Genomic DNA, 19,157 nt, shown 5'->3' with positions numbered 1-19,157 from the left:
GCGGAATGGGCCAGGGCTAGCGGCTCATGGCGATCGTGCTGCACACCGCGCTCGTGGTGGTCGCGCTGGCGACGGCGGGACCGCGCCCCTACGACGGTCCGGTCGGGGTCGCCGAGCGCCCGCGGCCGGCCCGGACGGTGCCCGGCTGGCCCGCGTCGGCCGGTCCGCCGCCGGGCGCCGGGCGGGACATGTCTCCGGGGACATCCAGATCTGGCGGGGAGGACATGTCTTCAGGGACAGCCTCGGATGGCCAGGCGGACATGTCCGCGGGGACATCCGGGGCTGGCGTGGTGGAGTTCGGGGCAGGTGACGCGGAGGCCGCGAGGCTGCCGGGTGCGGCCGCGCCCGGCATCGAACGCGAGGTGCGCTACATCGAGGTGACGAGCAACATGCTCGGGCGCAGCAGTCGCCTGGATGTCCAGCGGCACGCGGGCGGGCGGGCGATCGTCGACACGCAGAAGGCGATCGAGCAGGGCGCCAGCAGCGTGGCGGAGATGCTCGACAAGGTGCCCGGGGTGCGGGCGGTCGAGGGCAACTCGGGGCTCTCGACCTCGTCGACCAAGCTCAACGTGGCGGTGCGCGGGGCCAACCCGCGGCTGTCGGAGCAGGCGACGGTGCTGCTCGACGAGGTGCCGATCGCGCCGGCGCCGTACGGCAACCCGTCGCTGAGCCTGTTCCCGCTGTCGCTGTTTCAGATCGCCAGGATCGACGCGGTGCGCGGCGGGTCCTCGGTGCGCTTCGGGCCGTGGACCTCGGGCGGCGTGTTCAACCTGGTCTCGCACCCGATCCCCGAGAACCCGACGATCGCGGTGACCGGGCAGACCGACCAGTTCGGCGACTCGGGGGTGGCGGCCTCGTACGGCGGGACCCACCGCAAGCTCGGGATGTACTTCGAGTACGCGCCGCGCTTCGGCAAGACCTACCGCGAGAACAGCAGCTTCTCGAGTCAGGGCGGGATCATCAAGTTCGCCTATCCGGTGACGAAGCGGCTCGACCTCGAGTCGAGCTCGCACCTGTTCTGGGAGCAGACCAAGCTCCCGGGCGGCCTGCGGACCAAGGACTACGAGCTCGATCGCTTCCAGAGCCTGCGCCCCAACGACCGCTTCGACGGCCACCGCGAGGCGACCAGCGTGAAGCTGCGCTATCGGCCGAAGGAGCAGCACGAGCTGCAGGTGATCAGCTTCTACAGCCACAGCTTTCGCCGCAGCGTGATGGCGACCAACGAGGACCGCAACCTGGCGATGGAGCAGACGCTGCTGACGGTCCAGCCGCGGCGCTTCGACGTGTTCGGCCTGGAGCCGCGCTACGTGCTGCGGGTCAACCACAAGAAGATGTTTCAGGACCTCGCGTTCGGTGTGCGCGGGGTGTTCGAGTGGGCCAAGCTGCGCGAGACTTGGTCGTGGGACGCGAGCCAGCCGGTGAAGTACCTCGGCGACGCGACTGGCTGTGAGCGCGGGATCGGGGTCGCGTATGAGCGGCTCGGGCGGCGCTGCCTCGACGGGCGCACCGCCGGCTTCTCGCTGTACGCGGAGGACAAGCTGTACCTGCTCGACTCGCGGCTGGTGATCACCGCCGGTGTGCGCGGCGAGATCATGCAGCAGGGCTTCTACGACCTGCTCAATCGTCGCTCGGTGCCGCGGCCGCTGCAGGGCGGGGCGCTGCCGGGGCTGTCGCTGTGGTACGGCAGCGACGAGGTGGCGGGCTTCATCGGTTACGGGCGCAGCTTCGGCGCGCCGAGCTACTTCTCGGCGACGATCAACATGCCGACCAGCGACAACAGTCGGTGGATCCAGCCCGAGCTCGCGGACATGGTGGAGGGCGGGATCAAGCTGATGGAGCTCGGCGGGGTGTATGCGGACGTGACGGGCTGGTACAAGTATTTTCGCTTCTTGCGCGACGAGGGTGACAACTCGATCGCTATCATCCCGGCGGCGCACGCCTACGGGGTCGAGGCCGACCTCACCTGGGAGCCGGGCGAGGTGTGGGAGAAGGTCGACGGGCTCGAGCTCAACGCCGGCTACGCGTATACGGGCAGCAAGGTGCTCGCCGATATCTATCAGGGCAACCGGATGCCGTGGTATCCGGTGCATGAGGCGTGGGGCAAGGCGTCGTACAGGTTCCCGTTCGGGCTCAAGTTCGGCAGCACGCTCGACTACACGGGCAAGCAATTCACGGACTACGGCAACATCACCAGCTGGGCGACGGGCGAGCTGGGGATCATGCCGGCGTATACGCTGATGAGCGCGTTCATCGGTCTCCAGGCCCCGCTGCCGCAGGGCTGGCGGCTCGAGTTCACGGTCGGGGCCAAGAACCTGCTCAATCACGTGTGGTTCACCCGCAGCGACGATCTGAACGGAGGCATCCTGGCGATGCGGCCGCGGACCTTCTACTTCAACCTCGGCTTCGCGCACGAGTTCATCCGCGGGCGGGCGGGCGAGCAGGCGCGCCGGCGCGGGCTGGCCGCGGGGACAGCTCGCCCGGACCCGCGGCGCTGGACGGCGACCGAGCGGCGCAACCAGCGGCAGATGATGCGCATGATCGGGGCCTGGCTGTGAGGGCAGGTCTGGTGGGACATGTCCGAAGGGGCAGGCCGTCAGCGGCAGAGCCGGACGATCGCGGTATGGCTGTGAGCACAGGTCTCGTGGGACATGTCGGGAGGGACAGGCGATGAGCGCGCGGCGGCGGCTGTTTCGCCTGCACCAGGCGGTCGGCGTGGCGGCGGCGGCGTTCCTGCTGCTGGCGGCGCTGACGGGGGCGCTGCTGGTGTTTCGCGGCTACTTCAAGGCTGGGCCGCCGCCGTCGGCTCCGGTGGTGGCGCGGCCGCTGGCGCTCGAGCAGTTGATAGCGCGAGCGGTCGCGGTCGGGCCGGGCGACCCGGTCACGGACATCACGCTGCCGGGCGCGCCGGACCGGCCCTACGAGTTCTTCCTCGACGACGACGCCGAGACGGTCGTGTACCTGGCGGGGGACGGCGCGCTGCTGGGCTCGCGGGCGACGGCGGGCGGCTTCACGCAATTCGTGTTTCGCCTGCACACGGGCGAGATCGCGGGCACGCCGGGCGAGGTGCTCAGCTTCCTCGGCGGGGCCTCGCTGGTCGTGCTGGTGATCAGCGGGCTTTCGATGATCGTTTCGCGCCGCCGTGCGCGGCGGACGTGATGGGCTGAAAGTGATAGGAGATCGACCAATGCACATCGTGCTGCAGGAACCGGAGATCGACGGCGTATCGATGCAGATCGGCATCGACGAGATCGTGGCCAAGCGACGGACCGCGGCGGGGCAGGAGCTGCTGATCGCCGACACGCCGGCCTACGGGCGCATGCTCTTCCTCGACGGGCTGGTGCAGTCGGCCGAGGCCGATGAGCCGCTGTACCACGAGCCGCTGGTGCACCCGGCGCTGGTGATGCACGGGGCGCCGCGCCGGGTGCTGGTCGGCGGCACGGGCGAGGGCGCCAGCCTGCGCGAGATTCTGCGGCACCCGAGCGTCGAGCGGATCGTCAGCGTCGACCTCGATCCCGAGGTGGTCGCGCTGTGCAAGCAGCACCTGCCGGCGTGGAGCGCGGGCAGCCTCGACGACCCGCGCGTCGAGCTGCGCACGGAGGACATCCAGGTCACGCTGGCCGCGGCGGCGCCGGGCGAGTACGACGCGATCTTCCTCGACATCACGGACCCGGTGGAGGACGGCCCGAGCGTGGCGCTGTTCTCGACCCGCTTCTTCGCCGAGGTCGCGCGCGCGCTGGCCGACGACGGGATCGCGGTGCTGCAGTCGGGCGAGCTCGACCCGATCGACCCGCACATGTCACGGGCGGTCCGCAGCACGCTGCAGGCGGTGTTCCCGTGGGTCCGCTTCGCCTACACCTACGTGCCCTCGTTCCACTGCCTGTGGGGCTTCGCGCTGGTCGGCAAGCGGCCCTTCGCCAGCGAGCCGGCCGACCTCGTGGCCCGCATCGCCCGCCTGGGGCCGCTGCGGGTGTACACGCCGACGGCGCACCGGGCGATGCTGGAGCTGCCGCCGTACCTGCAGGCGCGCCTCGACGAGCCGGGCCGGGTGCTCACCGGCGAGGGCGAGCCGCTGACCTATACGACAGGTGCCTGAGGACATGTCCCGATGACCAGGTGGAGCCGGACCAACCAGCTGATCGTCGCCGCGGCGGAGCGCCTCGGGGCGCGGGCGCTGCCGCTGGGGTCGCGCCACACCGACTACTTCGTGCGCCTGGTCCACGGCGAGCGCTCGGTGATCGTGAGCAAGACGCGCTCGCCCTTCCTGACCCAGGTGGCGCAGGGGCTGGCCAACAACAAGCACGTCGGGCGCGAGCTGCTGGCCGCGCACGGCGTCCCCTGCGTGCAGGGCCTGCTGCTCGACGAGGGCGACGACCCGCGCGGGCCCACGGTCGCGGCCATGCTGGCGCAGCACGGGCGGGTGGTGGTGAAGCCGAATTGGGGCAACCGCGGGGTCGGGGTCACGACCGACGTGCGCACGCTCGAGCGGCTGGTGCGGGCGCGGGCGCGGGCGCGGGCGCTGGACCTGGACGAGGAGGTGGTGGTCGAGCCCTTCGTGGCGGGCACCAACCTGCGGGTGGCGGTGATCGGCGGGTGCTTCGCGGCGGCGTGCGAGGTGCAGCGGCCGCTCCTGCGCGCGGGGCTGGCGATCGCCGCGCAGGTGGCGGCGTGGAACGAGGACCCGCGGCGCGGCTCGTGGGACGCGCCGGGGTTGCAGCCGCTCGACCGCATCGAGGCGGAGGAGGATCTCGCGGCGCAGCTGGCGGTGTACGGGCTGAAGCTCGGCGGCGTGGTGCCGGAGGGGCTCGAGATCGAGGTGACGGCGGAGGAGAGCGCGGTGATCGATCGCAGCGAGGCGCTGCATGCCGGGTGGATCGAGCTCGCGGAGCGGGCCTGCGGGCTGCTCGGGGTCGACGTCGGCGGGGTCGACCTGCGCGGGCCGATCGACGCGTTCATGCGGGCGCCCGAGCCGGCGTGGCGACCGGGCGGGGCCTGCCTGCTCGAGGTCAACGTGCTGCCGGCGCTGCACCTGCACGCGCTGCCGACCGAGGGGGCGCCGCGGCCGGTGTTCGACGCCTTCGTCGCGTACTGCCTGCAGCTGCCGGGGGCGCCGTCGCCGTGCGCGCAGGTGCGGGTGTAGCGGGTGTCGTCAGGGGCGGGCGGGGCTGCGGTGGCGCGGCTCGCCGGGGTCGTCGAGCACGCCGGGGAGGGACGGCTCGCGGGGCTCGGGGGCGGCGGCGCGGCTGTCTGGAGGGACAGGCTGGCTGTCCGCGGGGACAGGTCGTGCCCGGATGTCCGAAGGGTCAGGTGAGCTGTCTGCGAGGACAGGCTGGCTGTCCGCGGGGACAGGCTGGCTGTCCGCGGGGACAGGTCTCGCACGGCTGTTCGACGGGGCAGCTGAGCTGTCTGTGAGGACAGGTTGGCCGTCGCGGGCTGGCTTGGTCGCGGTCGCGGGGGACATGTCCGTGGGGACATGTACGGCGACGAAGCTGAGCGGGCGGGCGGGCGCGGGGAGGGGCTCGGAGGCGTCGCCGTGGCCGCGCCAGCGGGCGACGGCGGCGGCGAGGCGCTCGTCGCGGGTGCTGCCGAGGGGGCCGCGGAGCTGGGGGCGGCCGTGGCTGTGGGGGTCGAAGACGCCGAGCAGGGCGCCGACGATCTGCTCGCTGACGAGGTCGGCGGGGTCGCCGGCGGCGTGCTCGAGCATGGTGGCCTCGACCTTGTCGCGGTTCATCTCGATCGCGGCGGCGGCGGTGGCGGCTCGCACCGGCGGGCTGGCGTCGCGCAGGCCGAGCGCGAGGGTGTCCCAGTGGCCGCGGCGCAGGAGGATGCCGTGGGCGGTGGCCCTGGCGAGCGGGTCGATCTCGCCGGCGGTGGTGAGGCGCACGAGGAAGGCGTCGAAGCGGGCCGGGTCGAGGGTCGCGAGGCGGGCGCGGGCGGCGAGGGCGTAGTCGCCGAGCGAGCGGTAGACCAGGTCGTCGCCGTGCTCGACGGCGACGCTGCGGTCGCCGACGGCGGCCTCGATGAATTCGAGATCGAGGTGGCCGAGGTGGCAGCCGCCGGTCTTGGTGGTCGCGAGCCAGGTCCAGACGTAGGCCCGCAGGGTCGGCGCGTCGGCGCGGAGCAGGCTGGCGACCTGCGCCGGCGAGAGGCTGGCGAGCAGCTTGCTGACCCTGGTGAACTCGCGCTCGCCGAGGCGGTCGACGACGCGGGCGGCGGCGATGCTGGCGAGCTGGCTGCGCACGCCGGTCGGGAGCTCGCGCAGGACCTGGTCGCTGGGCGTGAAGGCGGGGTCGGCGACCTGCTGCGGCACGGGCTCGGCGAGGTCGAGCGATCCCTCGAAGAAGCGGGCCATGTCGGACCAGTAGAACTCGCGCAGCGAGTCGCGGGCGCGGCCGTGCTGGCCGAGGCCGACGGCCTCGAGCGGGTCGAGGGCGCAGCTGGCGGCGGGGTGGCGGGCGAGCAGCGGCTCACGGCGCGGGCGCAGCGGGCGGGCGGTGGGCTTGGTGCGCGGGGCGTCGGCGGCGGGCTTGCGCGGGGCGTCGGCGGCGAGCTTGGTGCGCGGGGCGTCGGCGGCGGGCTTGGTGCGCGGGGCGTCGGGCTTGGTTTGCGGGGCGTCGGCGGTGAGGCTGTCCTTGGGGACAGATGAGCCGGGCTTGCTGCGCTTGCGAGCGGGGCCGGCGGAGGGGCTGTCTTTGGGGACAGGTTGATCGTCGGTGACGCGCGCGCTGTCGGGGGCGGGACGGTCCTTGCCTGGCGATCGATCGGTGGCGGGTTTGCGGGGGGCTGGATCGGTCGAGGGCGCCGGCTGCGCGGTGGCGCGCCGGGGCGCGGCCTGGGCCGGGGAGGCCAGGATGACGGTGCCCAGCAGCGAGGCGAGGAGGGAGACGGTACGGCGCGTGGCGGGCATGAGAACCGGGGCGAGGCTACCGGTCGCCCGTCGGCGCAGCAAAAAAACCGACGATCGACGGGCAGAAGCCGGCGCGGGCGGGGACTTCCTGCGATGCGGGCGCCAGGGGCTTGGCATACAATCCCGGCACCTTGAGCGACCCCAGCGACCGTTTCGGTCTGGTCGGCACGATCGTCGCCGACAAGTACGCGATCGAGAAGGTCGTCGGCGAGGGTGGCTTCGGTGTGGTGTTTCGCGCGATGCACCGGATCTGGGACGAGCCGGTGGCGCTCAAGTGCTTCACGGCGCTGTCGAACGCGCCGGTGGAGATGCGCGACGAGCTGCTCGATCAGTTCGTGCAGGAGGGCAAGCTGCTCACCGCGCTGTCGAGCCGCACGACCGGAATCGTGCAGGCGCGAGACATCGGCACGCTGACGACGCCGGGCGGGGCGTGGCTGCCGTACATGGTGCTCGAGTGGCTCGACGGCAAGACGCTCGAGGACTTCCTCGGGCACGCAGATGGCAAGCCGCTCGGTCCGCCGCGGAGCGCCGTGGAGGTGTTCCAGATCATGGACGGGGTGGCGCGGGCGCTGGCCCTCGCGCACGCCCGCGGGGTCGCCCACCGCGACATCAAGCCGGCCAACTTCTTCGTGCTCGGGCCGGAGCTGGTGCCGGGCGTGGTGATCAAGGTGCTCGACTTCGGCATCGCCAAGGTGATGCAGTCGCAGTCGGGGGCGGCGCTGAAGGCCACCGGCACGCAGATCTCGAGCTTCACCCCGAGCTACGGCGCGCCGGAGCAGTTCGACCGCAGCTACGGCGCGACCGGGCCGTGGACCGACGTGTACCAGATGGTGCTGGTGATGCTCGAGGTGATGCGCGGCGGGCTGCCGGCGCTCGCGGGCGACGCGTTCATGCAGCTCGCGTTCGCCTCGCAACACCCCGACCGTCGGCCGACGCCGCGGACCTTCGGGATCGAGGTGAGCGACGCGGTCGAGGCGGTGTTCCAGCGGGCGGTCGCGCTGCAGGTCAGCGATCGCTATGCGAGCATGGCCGAGTTCTGGATGGCGCTGGCGGCCGCGCTGGGCTACCGCGACTACGCGCCGCTGCCCACCGGCGACGCGCTGACCTCGACGATCACGACGGTCACCGGCATGAGCGGCATGGGCATGGGGCCGAGCACGGCGCGGGCGGTCACGACGCTGCCCGGGGCGCCGCCGTCGACCGGTGTAGCGTCACCGACCGCGTTCCCGCCGGACCTGATCGGGCCGCCGACGATGCGCGGGCCGCCGACGGTCAACAGCACCGGGCCGCGGGTGCGTCGGCCGCGGGCGCGGGGCTCGATCGTCGGCTACGTGATCGGCGGCGCGCTGCTGGCCGCGGGCGTCGCGTTCGCGGTGGTGCAGCTGCTGAGGCCGCCGACGCCAGGCGAGTCGGTGACCGGCGACACGGGCGCTGCGGTGGTGCCACCGCCGTCGGGTGACGCCACGACGGACACCAAGGTCGCTGTGGTGCCAGCGACGCCGCCGACGCCGTGCCCCGCGGGGATGGTGCTGATCGAGGGCGGGCGCTTCTTCATGGGCACGGACGCGGGCAAGGCGGTGCTGGCGATGGCGCGGCCGGCCCACAAGGTGGAGGTCGCCCGCTTCTGCATCGACAGTCACGAGGTCACGACCGAGGACTACGTGAAGTGTTCGGACAAGGGCGAGTGCAAGCGGGCCTTCCCCGAGAGCTTCTGGCCGCAGGGGTCGATGAAGAAGTCGGAGTGGGAGAAGGCGCGGGCCGCGTTCTCGCCGCTGTGCAACTTCGGCGCGGAGGACCGCGGGCGTCACCCGATCAACTGCGTGATGTGGGCCCAGGCCAGCGAGTACTGCAAGGTGCTCGGCAAGCGCCTGCCGAGCGAGGCGGAGTTCGAGTACGCGGCCCGCGGCTCGGATGGCCGGGTGTATCCGTGGGGCGACGCGCCGCCGAGCGAGCGCCACCTCAACGGCTGCGGCCAGGAGTGCGTCGACTGGCGCGCCGAGCAGGGCCTGCCCGCGGTCGCGCCGCTGTACCCCGGCTCCGACGCCTACGTCGGCACGGCGCCGGTCGGCAGCTTCCCCGAGGGGCGCACGCAGGCGGGGCTGTTCGACCTCGTCGGCAACGTGTTCGAGTGGACGGCCGACCCGTTCCGCGCGTACCCGCAGCCGGATGTCCCCGCGGGGGTGGAGCCCGTGACCAACAACCGGGTGATCCGCGGCGGCGCGTTCAACAGCTTCGAGCCCGAGCACACCGACCCGGCGCTGCGCCTGCCTTACGACGCGGACGCGTACACGCACGGGATCGGGTTCCGCTGCGCGGCCGATCCGCGGAGCTAGGACCTCGGGACAGGCTGGCTCTCGGGCCAGCTCACTCGGCGAGCACGCGCTGGGCGACCTGGCGCAGGGTGTCGCCGTCGATGTCGTCCTTGTGGGCCTTCATGACCAGGCCGACCAGCTTGCCGATCATCTTCGGGTCCTTGATCGCGTTGGCGGCCGCGATCTCGCGGACGATCGCCTCGGTGGCGGCGGCGTCGAGCTTGCGCGGGAGGAACTGCTCGCAGAAGCCGAGCTCGAAGCGGGCCTCGTCGATCATCTCGAGGCCGCGCTCGCCGGCCTTCTCGTACTCGGGGATGGCCTTGCGCACCTGCTTGGCGTAGCTGGTGATGGTGGCGAGCCACAGCTCGTCGTTCTCGACGGCGCCCGAGCCCGACTTGAGCTCGACCAGGACCTTGCTCTTGAGCATGCCGATGACGTTCTTGGCCCGCTCGTCGCGGGCGATCCGGGCCTCGCGCAGCTTGGCCTCGATCTGCTCTTTGATGGTGCTCATGGGAGCGCGACGATAGCCGAGATCCCGCGGCGCGAGCAGCCCTCAGGCGCCGGTGAAGCGGGGGGGACGGCGCTCGCGGGTGGCCAGTCGACCCTCGCGGTGGTCGTCGCTCAAATAGGCGGCCCGGCGGGCGTCGTCGTAGCGGCGGGCGTCGTCGGCGGTGAAGGGGTGCCCGGCCGCGAGGGCGCGCAGGCGGTCGCGGTGGGCCTGCAGGCTCAGCGGGGCGCCCGAGCGCAGCTTGTCGGCGACGGCCATCACGGCGCCCTCGAGATCGGGCGGCGAGTGGACGCCGTGCAGGCAACCGGCGCGCATGGCCTCGTCGGCGCTGACCGACTCGCCGAGCAGGAGCAGGCGCTGGGTCAGGGCGGCGCCGAAGCAGCGCTGCAGCAGGGCGACGCCGTCGGCGTGGTAGACGACGCCGAGGCGCGCGGCCGGGATGACGAAGCGGGCGTCGGCGCGGGCGATGCGGAGGTCGCAGCTGCATGCGAGCTCGACGCCGGCGCCGAAGACGTGGCCGTGGAGGATGGCGACGGTGGTGGCGTCGGCGCGGCGCAGGGCCGCGGTGGCGGCGAACAGCGGGGCGTCGGGCGCCTCGGCCAGGGCGCCCGGGTCCTGCTGCGGGAGGGCGTCGAGGTCGAAGCCGGCGCAGAAGCTGTGCTCGCCCTCGCCGGTGAGCAGGACGACCTCGCCGCGCAGCTCGCCGGCGCGGCGCTCGAGCCAGGCGAGCATCGCCGGCGTGAGGGCGTTGCGCTTGCGCGGATGGTCGAGCGTCCAGCGCAGCAGGCCGGGGGCGAGCTGCTCCTCGCGCACGCGTCCGTCGGCGGTGGATCGCTCGCTCATGGCGTCTTCGCGGGGGCGGGGGTCGGCGTGGTCGCGGGGGTGGGCGTGGGCGTGGGCGCGGGCGTGCTCGCGGGCGTGCGCGCGTGCAGGGTGAGGCCGGTGTCGGCGGACTTGCTGCTGTCGGGCAGCTGGGGCTGCAGCTCGCCGCGCTCGTAGGCGAGGCGCAGGGCCTCGAGCTGGCGCGCGGTCGGCGAGTCGGGGTTTTGCAGGATCTTGCGGCGCAGCGCGAAGGCCCGTTGACGCCGCATGTCGGGGGTGAGCGTCGCCGGGTCCGCGGCGATGAGGTCGATCTCTTCCTGGGTGAGCGGCGGCTCCTTCGCGGGGGCCGGGCTGTTGACCGCGGGCATGAGGTTGACCTTGCCGTCGTTGGCCGGCGGGGGCGCGGCCGGGGGCGTGGCGGGACTCGTCGGCGTGGCGGAGGTCGCGGCGGGCGCGGGCTGGGCGGGGCCGCTGCAGGCGACCAGTCCGCAGAGCACGAGGGCGGAGACGCGGATCGACATGGGGCGCACTGTAGCAGCGGCGCGGCTCATGCGGCGTGGCTCATGCGGCGGGGCCGTGCAGCGGAGCGCCGCGGAGGTGGGCCAGGGTCTCGCGCCAGCCCCAGCGCAGGCGCAGGCTGGCGACCAGGCCGAGCGCGACGATCAAGGCCAGCTGGCAGACGTAGAGATAGAACGCGAACACGGCCCCGCGGTCGGCGATCAGCCCGGGCGGGAGGAACAGGGCGAGGCCACCGAGCACGCCGAGCTGGAAGGTGCCGAGGTGCGCCGGCGGGCCGGGGACCAGCAGGGTGAGGTTCAGGACGGCGAGCACGGCGAAGGTCTCGGCGAGGCCGAGCGGCACGCCGCAGCCGACGGCGAGCAGCCACATGCCGAGCGCGTTGGCGGCCCAGTAGGCCAGGGTCAAGAGGATGAAGAGCAGCAGCGGACGGGCGGAGGGCAGGGCGGCGAGGCCCTCGGCGACCCCGCGGGCGAGCCCGGCGAGGCGCTCGGCGAGCCCGGGGGCGAGGCGGCCGAGGCTGCGGCGGACCAGCTCGCCGGCGGCTCGCGGCCAGATGGCGAGCGCGAGCAGGACCAGCAGGGCCGCGCCGAACAGGGCGGCGACGCCGAGGCAGGCGGTGTAGAGGGTGGCGAGCGCGGGCGCGGCGGGCAGGGCGGCGGTGGCTGCGAAGAACATGCCGCACACGAGCAGGCCGTCGACGACGCGCTCGAGCGCGACGGTGCCGAGCGCCTGGCTGAAGGGGATCGTCGAGCCACGCGCGAGCAGCAGCGGGCGCACGAACTCCCCGAGCCGCCACGGGAGCAGCAAGATCCACAGGAAGCCGGCGCAGGCGATCGCCAGCACGGTGGCTGGCGGCACGGCGCCGAGCGGGCGGACCAAGAACCACCAGCGGCCGGCGCGGGCGACGAAGTAGAGGAGCAGGGTGCCCAGGTAGGTCGGCACGACCCACAGCGGGACGCGCAGGTCGTCGGGGATGGCGTCGACGCGGCGGCTGACGAGGACGACGATCACCGCGGTGATCAGCAGCGAAAAAACGAGGCGAAGCCCGAGCCGCGGAGAGGCGGCGGGGCTTCGCCCGGGACTGGCGAGTACGGGGTCGGGCGCGGCGACCATCAGCAGGGTGCTCGCGCGACGCGGACCTGCGGGCCTATCCCTTGCTCTTCTTGCGGAAGTGGCTGAGGTCCTCGGTGAGCTTGTCGACGGCCGGGAAGCTCTTGTCCTTGTGCAGCTCCCGGGCGCGCTCGAGCAGGAGCTCCTCCGCCTCGACGATCTTCGGGTCGGGGAGGCAGCACTCGACCGGACACACGGCCTGGCAGGCCTCGTAGCCGTGGAAACCGACGCACTCGGTGCACAGGCTCGGGTTGATCACGTAGGTGTCTTCGCCCTCGGAGATGGCCTCGTTGGGACACTCCGGCTCACACGCGCCACAATTGATGCACTCTTCGGTGATATGGGTTGCCATGGGGTCGGACGGGCTCCTTGACCGTTGCTAGCCGCGGACGAGTCTAGGGAAACCTGCCTGTAGGTCAAGTTCGCCGGCCCGCCGCGAAGGTCGGCACTTCTAGACCAGCGCGGCGCTGATGTCCATGCGCTCCGCAAGGTCACGCGATCAGATCGGCCACGCGGCGACGCAGCGCGGCGAAGCTGGCGAGCAGGCGCTCGGGGTCGGCGTCGCGGGTGGGGCGCTGCAGGCTGGAGAGCACGCAGCCGGCGCCTGGTGAGGTGCTGAGCACGATGCCGTGACTTGCCTCAATCAGGATCTCGCAGCGTCCGAGGCCGCGAAAGCTGCACCACGCCTGGGCGCGGAGGGTGGTCTGCTCGATCTGCGCGCCGACGATCTGCAGGTCGAGGGCCGAGACCTCGGCCGGGCGGTGGGCGAAGTCGACGGGGTCGCCCTCGGCGTCCGTGAGGATCGCGCCGCGGGCCGCTGGCTCACGGTCGACGTAGGCCGCCAGCACCTCGCCGAACTCGCTAAAGCCCGCGAAAAGCGGCTCGCCGTCGCGGGCTCGCGGTGCTTCGGGGCTCGGGTCGGCGGGTGGTTGAGACATGACCGAAAGGACAGCCAAGAGCAGAGGCGGGTGAAGAGGCGGCCAACGAGGCGGGCAACGAGGCGAGTTGTTCGGTGAGCGATCAGAAGGGCACGGAGAAGGCGAGGCTGCCGAGGCGGGCGTTGCCGAAGCGGTTGGTCTGGAAGATGTGATTGTAGGTCGCGGAGACCCACGCGCCTTGCAGCCAGCGCAGGCCGCGGACGCGGCTTGCGAGGCCGTCGAGCTCGAGCACCAGCTCGGCGCCGGGGGTGTGCGAGTGGAACTTGCTCATCTTCGGGTCGGCGGTGCGGTAGGCGACGTCGGGGCCGTAGTAGCCGTCCGCGGCCCAGAAGGACGCGCCGCTCTGGGTGTAGTAGCGGTAGCGGGCGCGCAGGACGACGCGCTTGAGGAAGCGGACGTGGGCCCGCAGGTCGAGGCCATGGGCGACGATGCCCCAGTCGTCGCCGTAGAGGCGGTAACGCGGCTCGAGCACCAGCGGGGTGCGCGGCACGGCGAAGCGCAGGAAGCCGCTGATGGCTCCGCGGTGGCGCAGCAGCGGGTGGGTCTCGGGCAGGCCGTCGCGGACCTGGCGGTAGGGGTTGTCCTGCGGGCCCGTGGCGATGATGCCCTCGAGCAGGACCCCGCCGAGCAGGCGGCGGGTGAGCGCGTGGGTGTAGCCGAGCGAGAGGAAGTTGACCTGCTGGAGGTTGGTGTCGCCGGTCGACTTGTGGGGCAGCACGCGGCCGGCGAAGATCTTGTTCACCGAGTCGAAGTTGCCGGTGTAGCTGACCGCGACGGTGCCGGCGCGGTCGAACACGTCGCGTGCGAGCGAGAGGCCGAAGCTGCGCGAGATCCAGTCGCTCTCGGTGGAGTAGCGGAAGAAGCCGCCGAGGCTCCAATTGCGCAGGCGCGAGGCGAGGCGCAGCGTGGTCTCGTGGCGGAACTCGGTGAACAGATAGTCGCCGCCGGTCACCGCCGCCGCGCCGGCGCCGATCGAGGCCGAGGTGACGGCGTCGAGGAGGTACTCGGCGCCGACCGTGAAGCGCTCGTCGGGCAGGTCTTTCTCGATGTAGACGACCGGCGCGAGGACCCGCGTCGACTGCTCGCGGTAGTAGTTGCCGCGCAGGACGATGCGGTCCTCGGCGACCAGCGGGCGCGCCGACAGCAGCACGGCGGCGCCGAGGCCCAGTGCGCAGCCCACCCCCGCGAGCCTGCGGCCGCGTACACGGCGCGTCGGCGTGGTCAGCCGCAGCCGCATCCGCCACCCGCCGCGCCGTGCCCGCCCATGCCACCTTCGCGGGCCGACTCCACGTGCGACTGGAACTGCTCCTCCAGGCCCTCGCTGGCCGGGTTCATCTCGGGTCGACTGAGGACCTCGCGCTCGGAGGGCTTGACGGTGGCGCAGCCGGCCATGAAGGCGGCCACAGCCACGGTGAGTATCGTTCTGCGGGCCGTCGACATGGGCGAGAAAGCTGCCGCAGGCGGCGAGTTCCCACAAGGGGGTCGGCGGGCCTTGTCGCGGGGCGGGCGTTGTGGTCTAAGGCCCTGCGGATGGCGGGCGGTCTGCTCATCGTGATCGACGGGCCGGCGGGCGCGGGCAAGAGCACCGTGGCGCGCCGCCTGGCCGAACGGTACGGCCTGCCGGTGCTCGACACGGGGGCGATCTATCGCGCGCTCGCGCTGTTCGCCAGGGAGCGCGGGGTGGCCTGGTCCGACGCGAGCGGGCTGGCCAGGCTCACGACGGAGCTGGCCTCGGACGCGAACGCGGCTTCGGACGCAAACGCGGCTTCGGACGCGAACGCGGCTTCGGACGCAGCCGTGAGCTCGGACGCAAACGCGGCCTCGGACGCAAATATCACCGCGGAGGCGGCGACGCCGGGGATCCGCTTCGTGCCGGCGCACGCGCCTGGCGCGGCGCAGCGGGTCCTGCTCGCCGGTCGTGATGTCACCGCCGCGATCCGCACGCCGGAGATCTCCGACGGCGCCTCGCAGGTGTCGGCCCACCCGGCGGTGCGCGAGGGACTCCTGGGCATCCAGCGCCAGCTCGGCGCGCGGGGCTGCGTCGCCGAGGGTCGCGACCTCGGGACGGTGGTGTTCCCCGACGCCGCCTTCAAATTCTTCCTCACGGCCGACGACCGCGTCCGGGCCGCGCGTCGCCAGCACGAGCAGCGCGAGCAGGGCCGCGAGCTGCCGCTCGAGCAGGTCCTGCGCGACCTCCAGAGCCGCGACGAGCGCGACCAGAGCCGGGAGGCGGCGCCGCTGGTCCAGGCCGCCGACGCGGTCCTCGTCGACTCGACTGGCAAGGACCTCGACGCGGTGGTCCACGCCATCGTGGCCGAGATCGGGCGCCGCCAGGCTGAGGCCGGGCCGAAGGCCAGGCTCGCGACCAGGTCGAGGCCGGGCCAAAGCCCAGCGTAGGGCCCGTGGAAGGTCGGTTGACCTTTTTTGGGAAGGGCCCTACGGTCCCCGCGCTCTTGCGGGTGGGATGATGACGGGCGCCGCTGGCGGCTCGTCGTCACCGCGTCCGCCTGGGACTCCACGAGAAAGAACCCAAACTCCAACATGCAACAACAACAGAATTTTTCCGCGGACGACGACGACTTCGCCGCGCTTTTTGAGAAGAACACCCTCGAGAACGGCGAGATCCGTGAGGGCAGCATCGTCACCGGCACGGTGGTCGACATCATCGGCGACTACGCGGTGGTCGACGTCGGCTGCAAGGCCGAGGGCCAGGTGCCGCTGCGCGAGTTCGCCGAGGAGGACGGCAGCATCAACGTCCACGTCGGCGACAAGATCGAGGTGCTGCTCGAGGCCACCGAGGACGCCAACGGGCTCGTGATCCTGTCCAAGGACAAGGCCCGCAAGCGCAAGGTGTGGGACGAGATCCAGAGCGCCTGTGAGGCCGAGGGTCTGGTCAACGGCATCATCCAGGCGCGCGTGAAGGGCGGCCTCGCGGTCCTGCTGCAGGGCGGCGTCAAGGCCTTCCTGCCCGGCTCGCAGGTCGACCTGCGCCCGGTCCGCAACCTCGACACCTTCATCAACAAAGAGTTCAGCTTCAAGATCATCAAGTTCAACAAGAAGCGCGGCAACATCGTGCTGAGCCGCCGGGTGCTGCTCGAGGCCGAGCGCGCCAACTTGAAGAGCGACACGCTCAATCGCCTCCAGGAGGACCAGATCGTCGAGGGCGTGGTCAAGAACCTGACCGACTACGGCGCCTTCATCGACCTCGGCGGCATCGACGGCCTGCTCCACATCACGGACATGTCGTGGGGCCGCGTGAACCACCCGTCGGAGCTGTTCCAGGTCGGCGACAAGGTCAAGGTCAAGGTCCTCAAGTTCAACAGCGACTCCGAGCGCGTCTCGCTGGGCCTGAAGCAGATCACCGCGGACCCGTGGGTCAACGCGGAGACCCGCTACATCCCCGGCACCGTCGTCGAGGGCAAGGTCGTGTCGATCAAGGACTACGGCGCCTTCGTCGAGCTCGAGGAGGGCATCGAGGGCCTGGTGCACGTCTCCGAGATGTCGTGGACGCGCCAGATCAAGAACCCGAAGCAGATCCTCAAGATCGGCGACGAGGTCCGCGCGGTCGTCCTCGACATCGACGTGTCGCAGAACCGCATCTCCCTCGGCATGAAGCAGCTCGAGGAGAACCCGTATGACAAGGTGCTCGAGACCTACCCGCCCGGCGCGGTGGTCGAGGGCGTCATCCGCAACATCGCCGACTTCGGCGTGTTCGTGGAGCTCGAGCCCGGTATAGACGGTCTGGTGCACATCACCGACCTGTCGTGGACGCAGCGCGTGCGCCACCCGTCGGAGCTGTTCAAGAAGGGCGACAAGGTCCGTGCGATGGTCCTCAACATCGACAACACGGGCGAGAAGCCGAAGATCAGCCTCGGCCTCAAGCAGCTCGCGCAGGACCCGTGGGACCGCATCCCGTACGACTTCCCGATCGGGAAGATCGTCGAGGTCAAGATCCTCAAGCTGACCGACTTCGGCGCCTTCGCCGAGCTCGAGCCCGGCATCGAGGGTCTCATCCACATCTCGGAGATCTCCGAGGAGCGCGTCGAGGACCCGCGTACGCACCTCGAGCCGGGCCAGAAGGCTCGCGCCGAGATCATCCAGATGGACCCGCAGGAGCGCAAGATCGGTCTGTCGATCAAGTCGGCTCGCCGTCAGGACGACCTCGCCGACGCCCAGGGCTTCACCAACGCCTCCGAGGCGGGTGCGACCCTCGGCGACGTGTTCGCCGGTCGCTTCAAGGACCGCAGCTAAGGCCGCAGCGGCCGGTGAACGCCGGCCGGTGAACGCCGGCCGGTGAACGCCGGCCGGTGAACGCCGGCCGGTGAACGCCGGCCGGTGAACGCCGGCCGGTGAACAAGGGGGGCTCCGCGATGCGGGGCCCCTTTTTTGTTCGGTGAGAGGAAGGTGGGAGCGTCCCGATTGTTCTTGCCGGATAGGCAAGCGTGGGTCGGGATCGGAGCCGTGCGCTCGCGCTGTCGCTGCTTGGCTCGGCTGAGCTACTCGAGCGGGTTTGTGATCCGCAGGCCCGCCTCGGCCTTCACGCCGCTGATGTCGGCGTGGCCGCTGCGCTCGTACACCGACCAGATGCCGTCGCCGTCGAGGTCGGCGGTGGCGCGCACGGTGAAGTCGCAGGCGCCGTGGCCGTCGGGCGTGATGATGTTGCGGAAGCTGTAGCTGTAGTGGAAGTAGTGGCCGCCGGTGTGGCGGAAGCCGATGCCCTGCCACACCGGGTCGGCTGTCCATTCGGACAGCTCGTAGGTGCCGGGCGCGTCGGCGCCTTGACGCGGGGTGCAGCGCCCGCTCGGGCCGTCGGCGCAGGCGAGCGCGAGCGCGGGGGTCGGGGCCTGCTCGCCGGCGAAGGGCGCACCCTCGGGGTGGGGGCAGCGGTGCGGCGGCAGGCCGGCGGCGACGCCGTAGTCGGGGCGCAGCTCGTTGAAGTAGGCGGCGACGCCGTTGAACATGTCGGCGAGCCCACGCACCGCCTCCTCCGTCTTGCTGCGACGCGACAGCGTCGTCAGCTCACCGACCGCGAGCACCGCGAGGATGCCGAGGATCGCCAGCACGATCAGCAGCTCGAGGTGCGAGAGGCCGCGGGAGCTTCGGCGTGGGAGGTGGGAGGGCATCCTAGGTAAACGGATCCTGAACTTCGTCTACTGTGGGCCGTGGCGCAAGGATCCTGCCTGTACAGTGAGGCCATGTAGGTCGCTTGATTACGCGCCGGGACGCGGGGGTCGGTCGGCGTCCTCGTCCTTGCGCAGCACGACCAGGAGGTGGGCCCCGAAGCCGCGGAGGAAGCTGTCGCGGGCCCACCACTCGCCCGCCGCGAGCAGGCGGCCGAGCACCGGGATCCGCAGGGCGCGGGCGATCGGGACGAGCACGCGGACGCCGTAGACGGCGACCACATCGAGGCACGCCGGGGCGATGCGGAGCAGGCGAGCGAGGGTGTCGTGGCGAGTCACGCGGCGCTGCTCGTCGGCGACGACGCCGCCGGTGGCGACCACGGTGATCGGATGGCGGATGCCGTAGAAGAAGCCGCGCAGGCTGCGGGGGTTGTTGATGTCGACGAGGACCACGCCGCCCGGGACGACCACCCGCGCGGCCTCGGCGAGCAGGCTGCGGACCCCGAGATCGGAGGAGGCCTCGTCGTGGCCGAGGTGGGCCACGGTTCGCAGGGCGTAGACCACGTCGTAGCGCGCGCCCTGCTGCGGCAGCCGGATCTCACCGGCGTCGGTGGTGCACAGGCCGAGGTCGACGCTGTCGAGCGAGGCGCAGAGCGGACGAACCCAGTGGGCGATCTCCGGCGAGCCCTTGCCGAGGTCGAGGACGCGGCGGCCGGGCACGTGACGCAGCAGGGCCTCGCCGACCAGCGCCTGGGCGAGCCCGGAGAGGCGATCGGAGGGGTTGCCGGCGCGCTGTGGGCCGCCCCACCAGGTCGCGCTAACACCCGGCTCGCGCGCGCCCGGGGGCCCATGGGCGGCCTGGATCGGCACTTTGGCGGGATCGTGCCGGCCCGCGGGCACTGGTTTCGTTGACCCCATCATGGG

Annotated in this window: 17 protein-coding genes and 1 pseudogene; 7 read left to right on the top strand and 11 right to left on the bottom strand. The window is 72.0% G+C overall.

Features of this window, described 5'->3' with window-relative positions; all coding sequences use genetic code 11:
- The first annotated feature begins 26 nt into the window (after window positions 1-26).
- From IPJ59_RS13045 to IPJ59_RS13030, 4 genes are all read left to right on the top strand, one after another.
- Entirely contained in the window at window positions 27-2,555 is a 2,529-nt protein-coding gene (locus tag IPJ59_RS13045; protein ID WP_293271889.1) for a TonB-dependent receptor family protein, read from the top strand.
- A gap of 112 nt (window positions 2,556-2,667) precedes the next feature.
- The gene (locus tag IPJ59_RS13040; protein ID WP_293255217.1) at window positions 2,668-3,156 is read left to right on the top strand and encodes a PepSY domain-containing protein; all 489 of its coding nucleotides are present in this window, start codon (window positions 2,668-2,670) and stop codon (window positions 3,154-3,156) included.
- 28 nt (window positions 3,157-3,184) lie between these two features.
- Window positions 3,185-4,093 (top strand): spermine/spermidine synthase domain-containing protein, encoded by a 909-nt coding sequence (locus tag IPJ59_RS13035; RefSeq protein WP_293255220.1) that lies wholly within the window; start codon window positions 3,185-3,187, stop codon window positions 4,091-4,093.
- Window positions 4,094-4,105: 12 nt separating this feature from the next.
- Entirely contained in the window at window positions 4,106-5,137 is a 1,032-nt protein-coding gene (locus tag IPJ59_RS13030) for a hypothetical protein (RefSeq protein ID WP_293271888.1), read from the top strand.
- A 9-nt stretch (window positions 5,138-5,146) separates the two neighbouring features.
- On the opposite strand, the gene IPJ59_RS13025 is transcribed toward IPJ59_RS13030, so the two are convergent.
- Complete coding sequence (locus tag IPJ59_RS13025; RefSeq protein WP_293271887.1) at window positions 5,147-6,904, bottom strand: hypothetical protein; 1,758 nt, start codon at window positions 6,902-6,904, stop codon at window positions 5,147-5,149.
- Window positions 6,905-7,035: 131 nt separating this feature from the next.
- Here IPJ59_RS13025 and IPJ59_RS13020 point away from each other — a divergent pair, with 131 nt between their 5' ends.
- Window positions 7,036-9,237, top strand: coding sequence for an SUMF1/EgtB/PvdO family nonheme iron enzyme (locus tag IPJ59_RS13020; protein WP_293255229.1), 2,202 nt, complete (start codon window positions 7,036-7,038; stop codon window positions 9,235-9,237).
- A 31-nt stretch (window positions 9,238-9,268) separates the two neighbouring features.
- On the opposite strand, the gene IPJ59_RS13015 is transcribed toward IPJ59_RS13020, so the two are convergent.
- The 8 genes from IPJ59_RS13015 to IPJ59_RS12980 all read right to left on the bottom strand — a co-directional run bounded on the left by IPJ59_RS13015 (window position 9,269) and on the right by IPJ59_RS12980 (window position 14,523).
- Entirely contained in the window at window positions 9,269-9,727 is a 459-nt protein-coding gene (locus IPJ59_RS13015; protein ID WP_293255232.1) for a GatB/YqeY domain-containing protein, read from the bottom strand.
- Window positions 9,728-9,769: 42 nt separating this feature from the next.
- Window positions 9,770-10,567: an enoyl-CoA hydratase/isomerase family protein gene (locus tag IPJ59_RS13010; RefSeq protein ID WP_293255234.1), complete on the bottom strand. Its 798-nt coding sequence runs from the start codon at window positions 10,565-10,567 to the stop codon at window positions 9,770-9,772.
- Window positions 10,564-11,067, bottom strand: coding sequence for a hypothetical protein (locus IPJ59_RS13005; RefSeq protein WP_293255237.1), 504 nt, complete (start codon window positions 11,065-11,067; stop codon window positions 10,564-10,566). Before IPJ59_RS13005 ends, IPJ59_RS13010 begins: the two co-directional genes overlap by 4 nt.
- A gap of 40 nt (window positions 11,068-11,107) precedes the next feature.
- On the bottom strand, window positions 11,108-12,178 hold the full coding sequence (locus IPJ59_RS13000) for a lysylphosphatidylglycerol synthase transmembrane domain-containing protein (protein WP_293271885.1): 1,071 nt from the start codon (window positions 12,176-12,178) through the stop codon (window positions 11,108-11,110).
- A 34-nt stretch (window positions 12,179-12,212) separates the two neighbouring features.
- Window positions 12,213-12,527: a YfhL family 4Fe-4S dicluster ferredoxin gene (locus IPJ59_RS12995; protein ID WP_293255243.1), complete on the bottom strand. Its 315-nt coding sequence runs from the start codon at window positions 12,525-12,527 to the stop codon at window positions 12,213-12,215.
- A gap of 139 nt (window positions 12,528-12,666) precedes the next feature.
- Window positions 12,667-13,113: a roadblock/LC7 domain-containing protein gene (locus IPJ59_RS12990; RefSeq protein ID WP_293255246.1), complete on the bottom strand. Its 447-nt coding sequence runs from the start codon at window positions 13,111-13,113 to the stop codon at window positions 12,667-12,669.
- An 82-nt stretch (window positions 13,114-13,195) separates the two neighbouring features.
- A complete protein-coding gene (locus IPJ59_RS12985) occupies window positions 13,196-14,293 on the bottom strand; it encodes a DUF3570 domain-containing protein (protein WP_293255249.1) in 1,098 nt (365 codons plus the stop codon).
- Window positions 14,294-14,334: 41 nt separating this feature from the next.
- Window positions 14,335-14,523 (bottom strand): DUF4266 domain-containing protein, encoded by a 189-nt coding sequence (locus IPJ59_RS12980; protein WP_293255252.1) that lies wholly within the window; start codon window positions 14,521-14,523, stop codon window positions 14,335-14,337.
- A gap of 120 nt (window positions 14,524-14,643) precedes the next feature.
- On the opposite strand from IPJ59_RS12980, the gene cmk reads away from it, so the two are divergent.
- Window positions 14,644-15,510, top strand: a complete 867-nt coding sequence (gene cmk / locus IPJ59_RS12975) for a (d)CMP kinase (protein ID WP_293271884.1) — start codon at window positions 14,644-14,646, stop codon at window positions 15,508-15,510.
- Window positions 15,511-15,651: 141 nt separating this feature from the next.
- Window positions 15,652-17,364: pseudogene (locus IPJ59_RS12970) on the top strand (30S ribosomal protein S1); the annotation flags it as partial.
- Between the two features lie 245 nt (window positions 17,365-17,609).
- On the opposite strand, the gene IPJ59_RS12965 reads toward IPJ59_RS12970, so the two are convergent.
- Window positions 17,610-18,236, bottom strand: coding sequence for a type II secretion system protein (locus tag IPJ59_RS12965; protein ID WP_293255264.1), 627 nt, complete (start codon window positions 18,234-18,236; stop codon window positions 17,610-17,612).
- Window positions 18,237-18,323: 87 nt separating this feature from the next.
- On the bottom strand, window positions 18,324-19,103 hold the full coding sequence (locus tag IPJ59_RS12960) for a hypothetical protein (protein ID WP_293255267.1): 780 nt from the start codon (window positions 19,101-19,103) through the stop codon (window positions 18,324-18,326).
- Between the last annotated feature and the right edge of the window lie 54 nt (window positions 19,104-19,157).

Origin of the sequence: Nannocystis sp., from assembly GCF_016714285.1 — a bacterium.
Classification (GTDB): Bacteria; Myxococcota_A; Polyangia; order Nannocystales; family Nannocystaceae; genus Nannocystis.
This window is presented reverse-complemented; position numbering and strand designations above follow the sequence as displayed.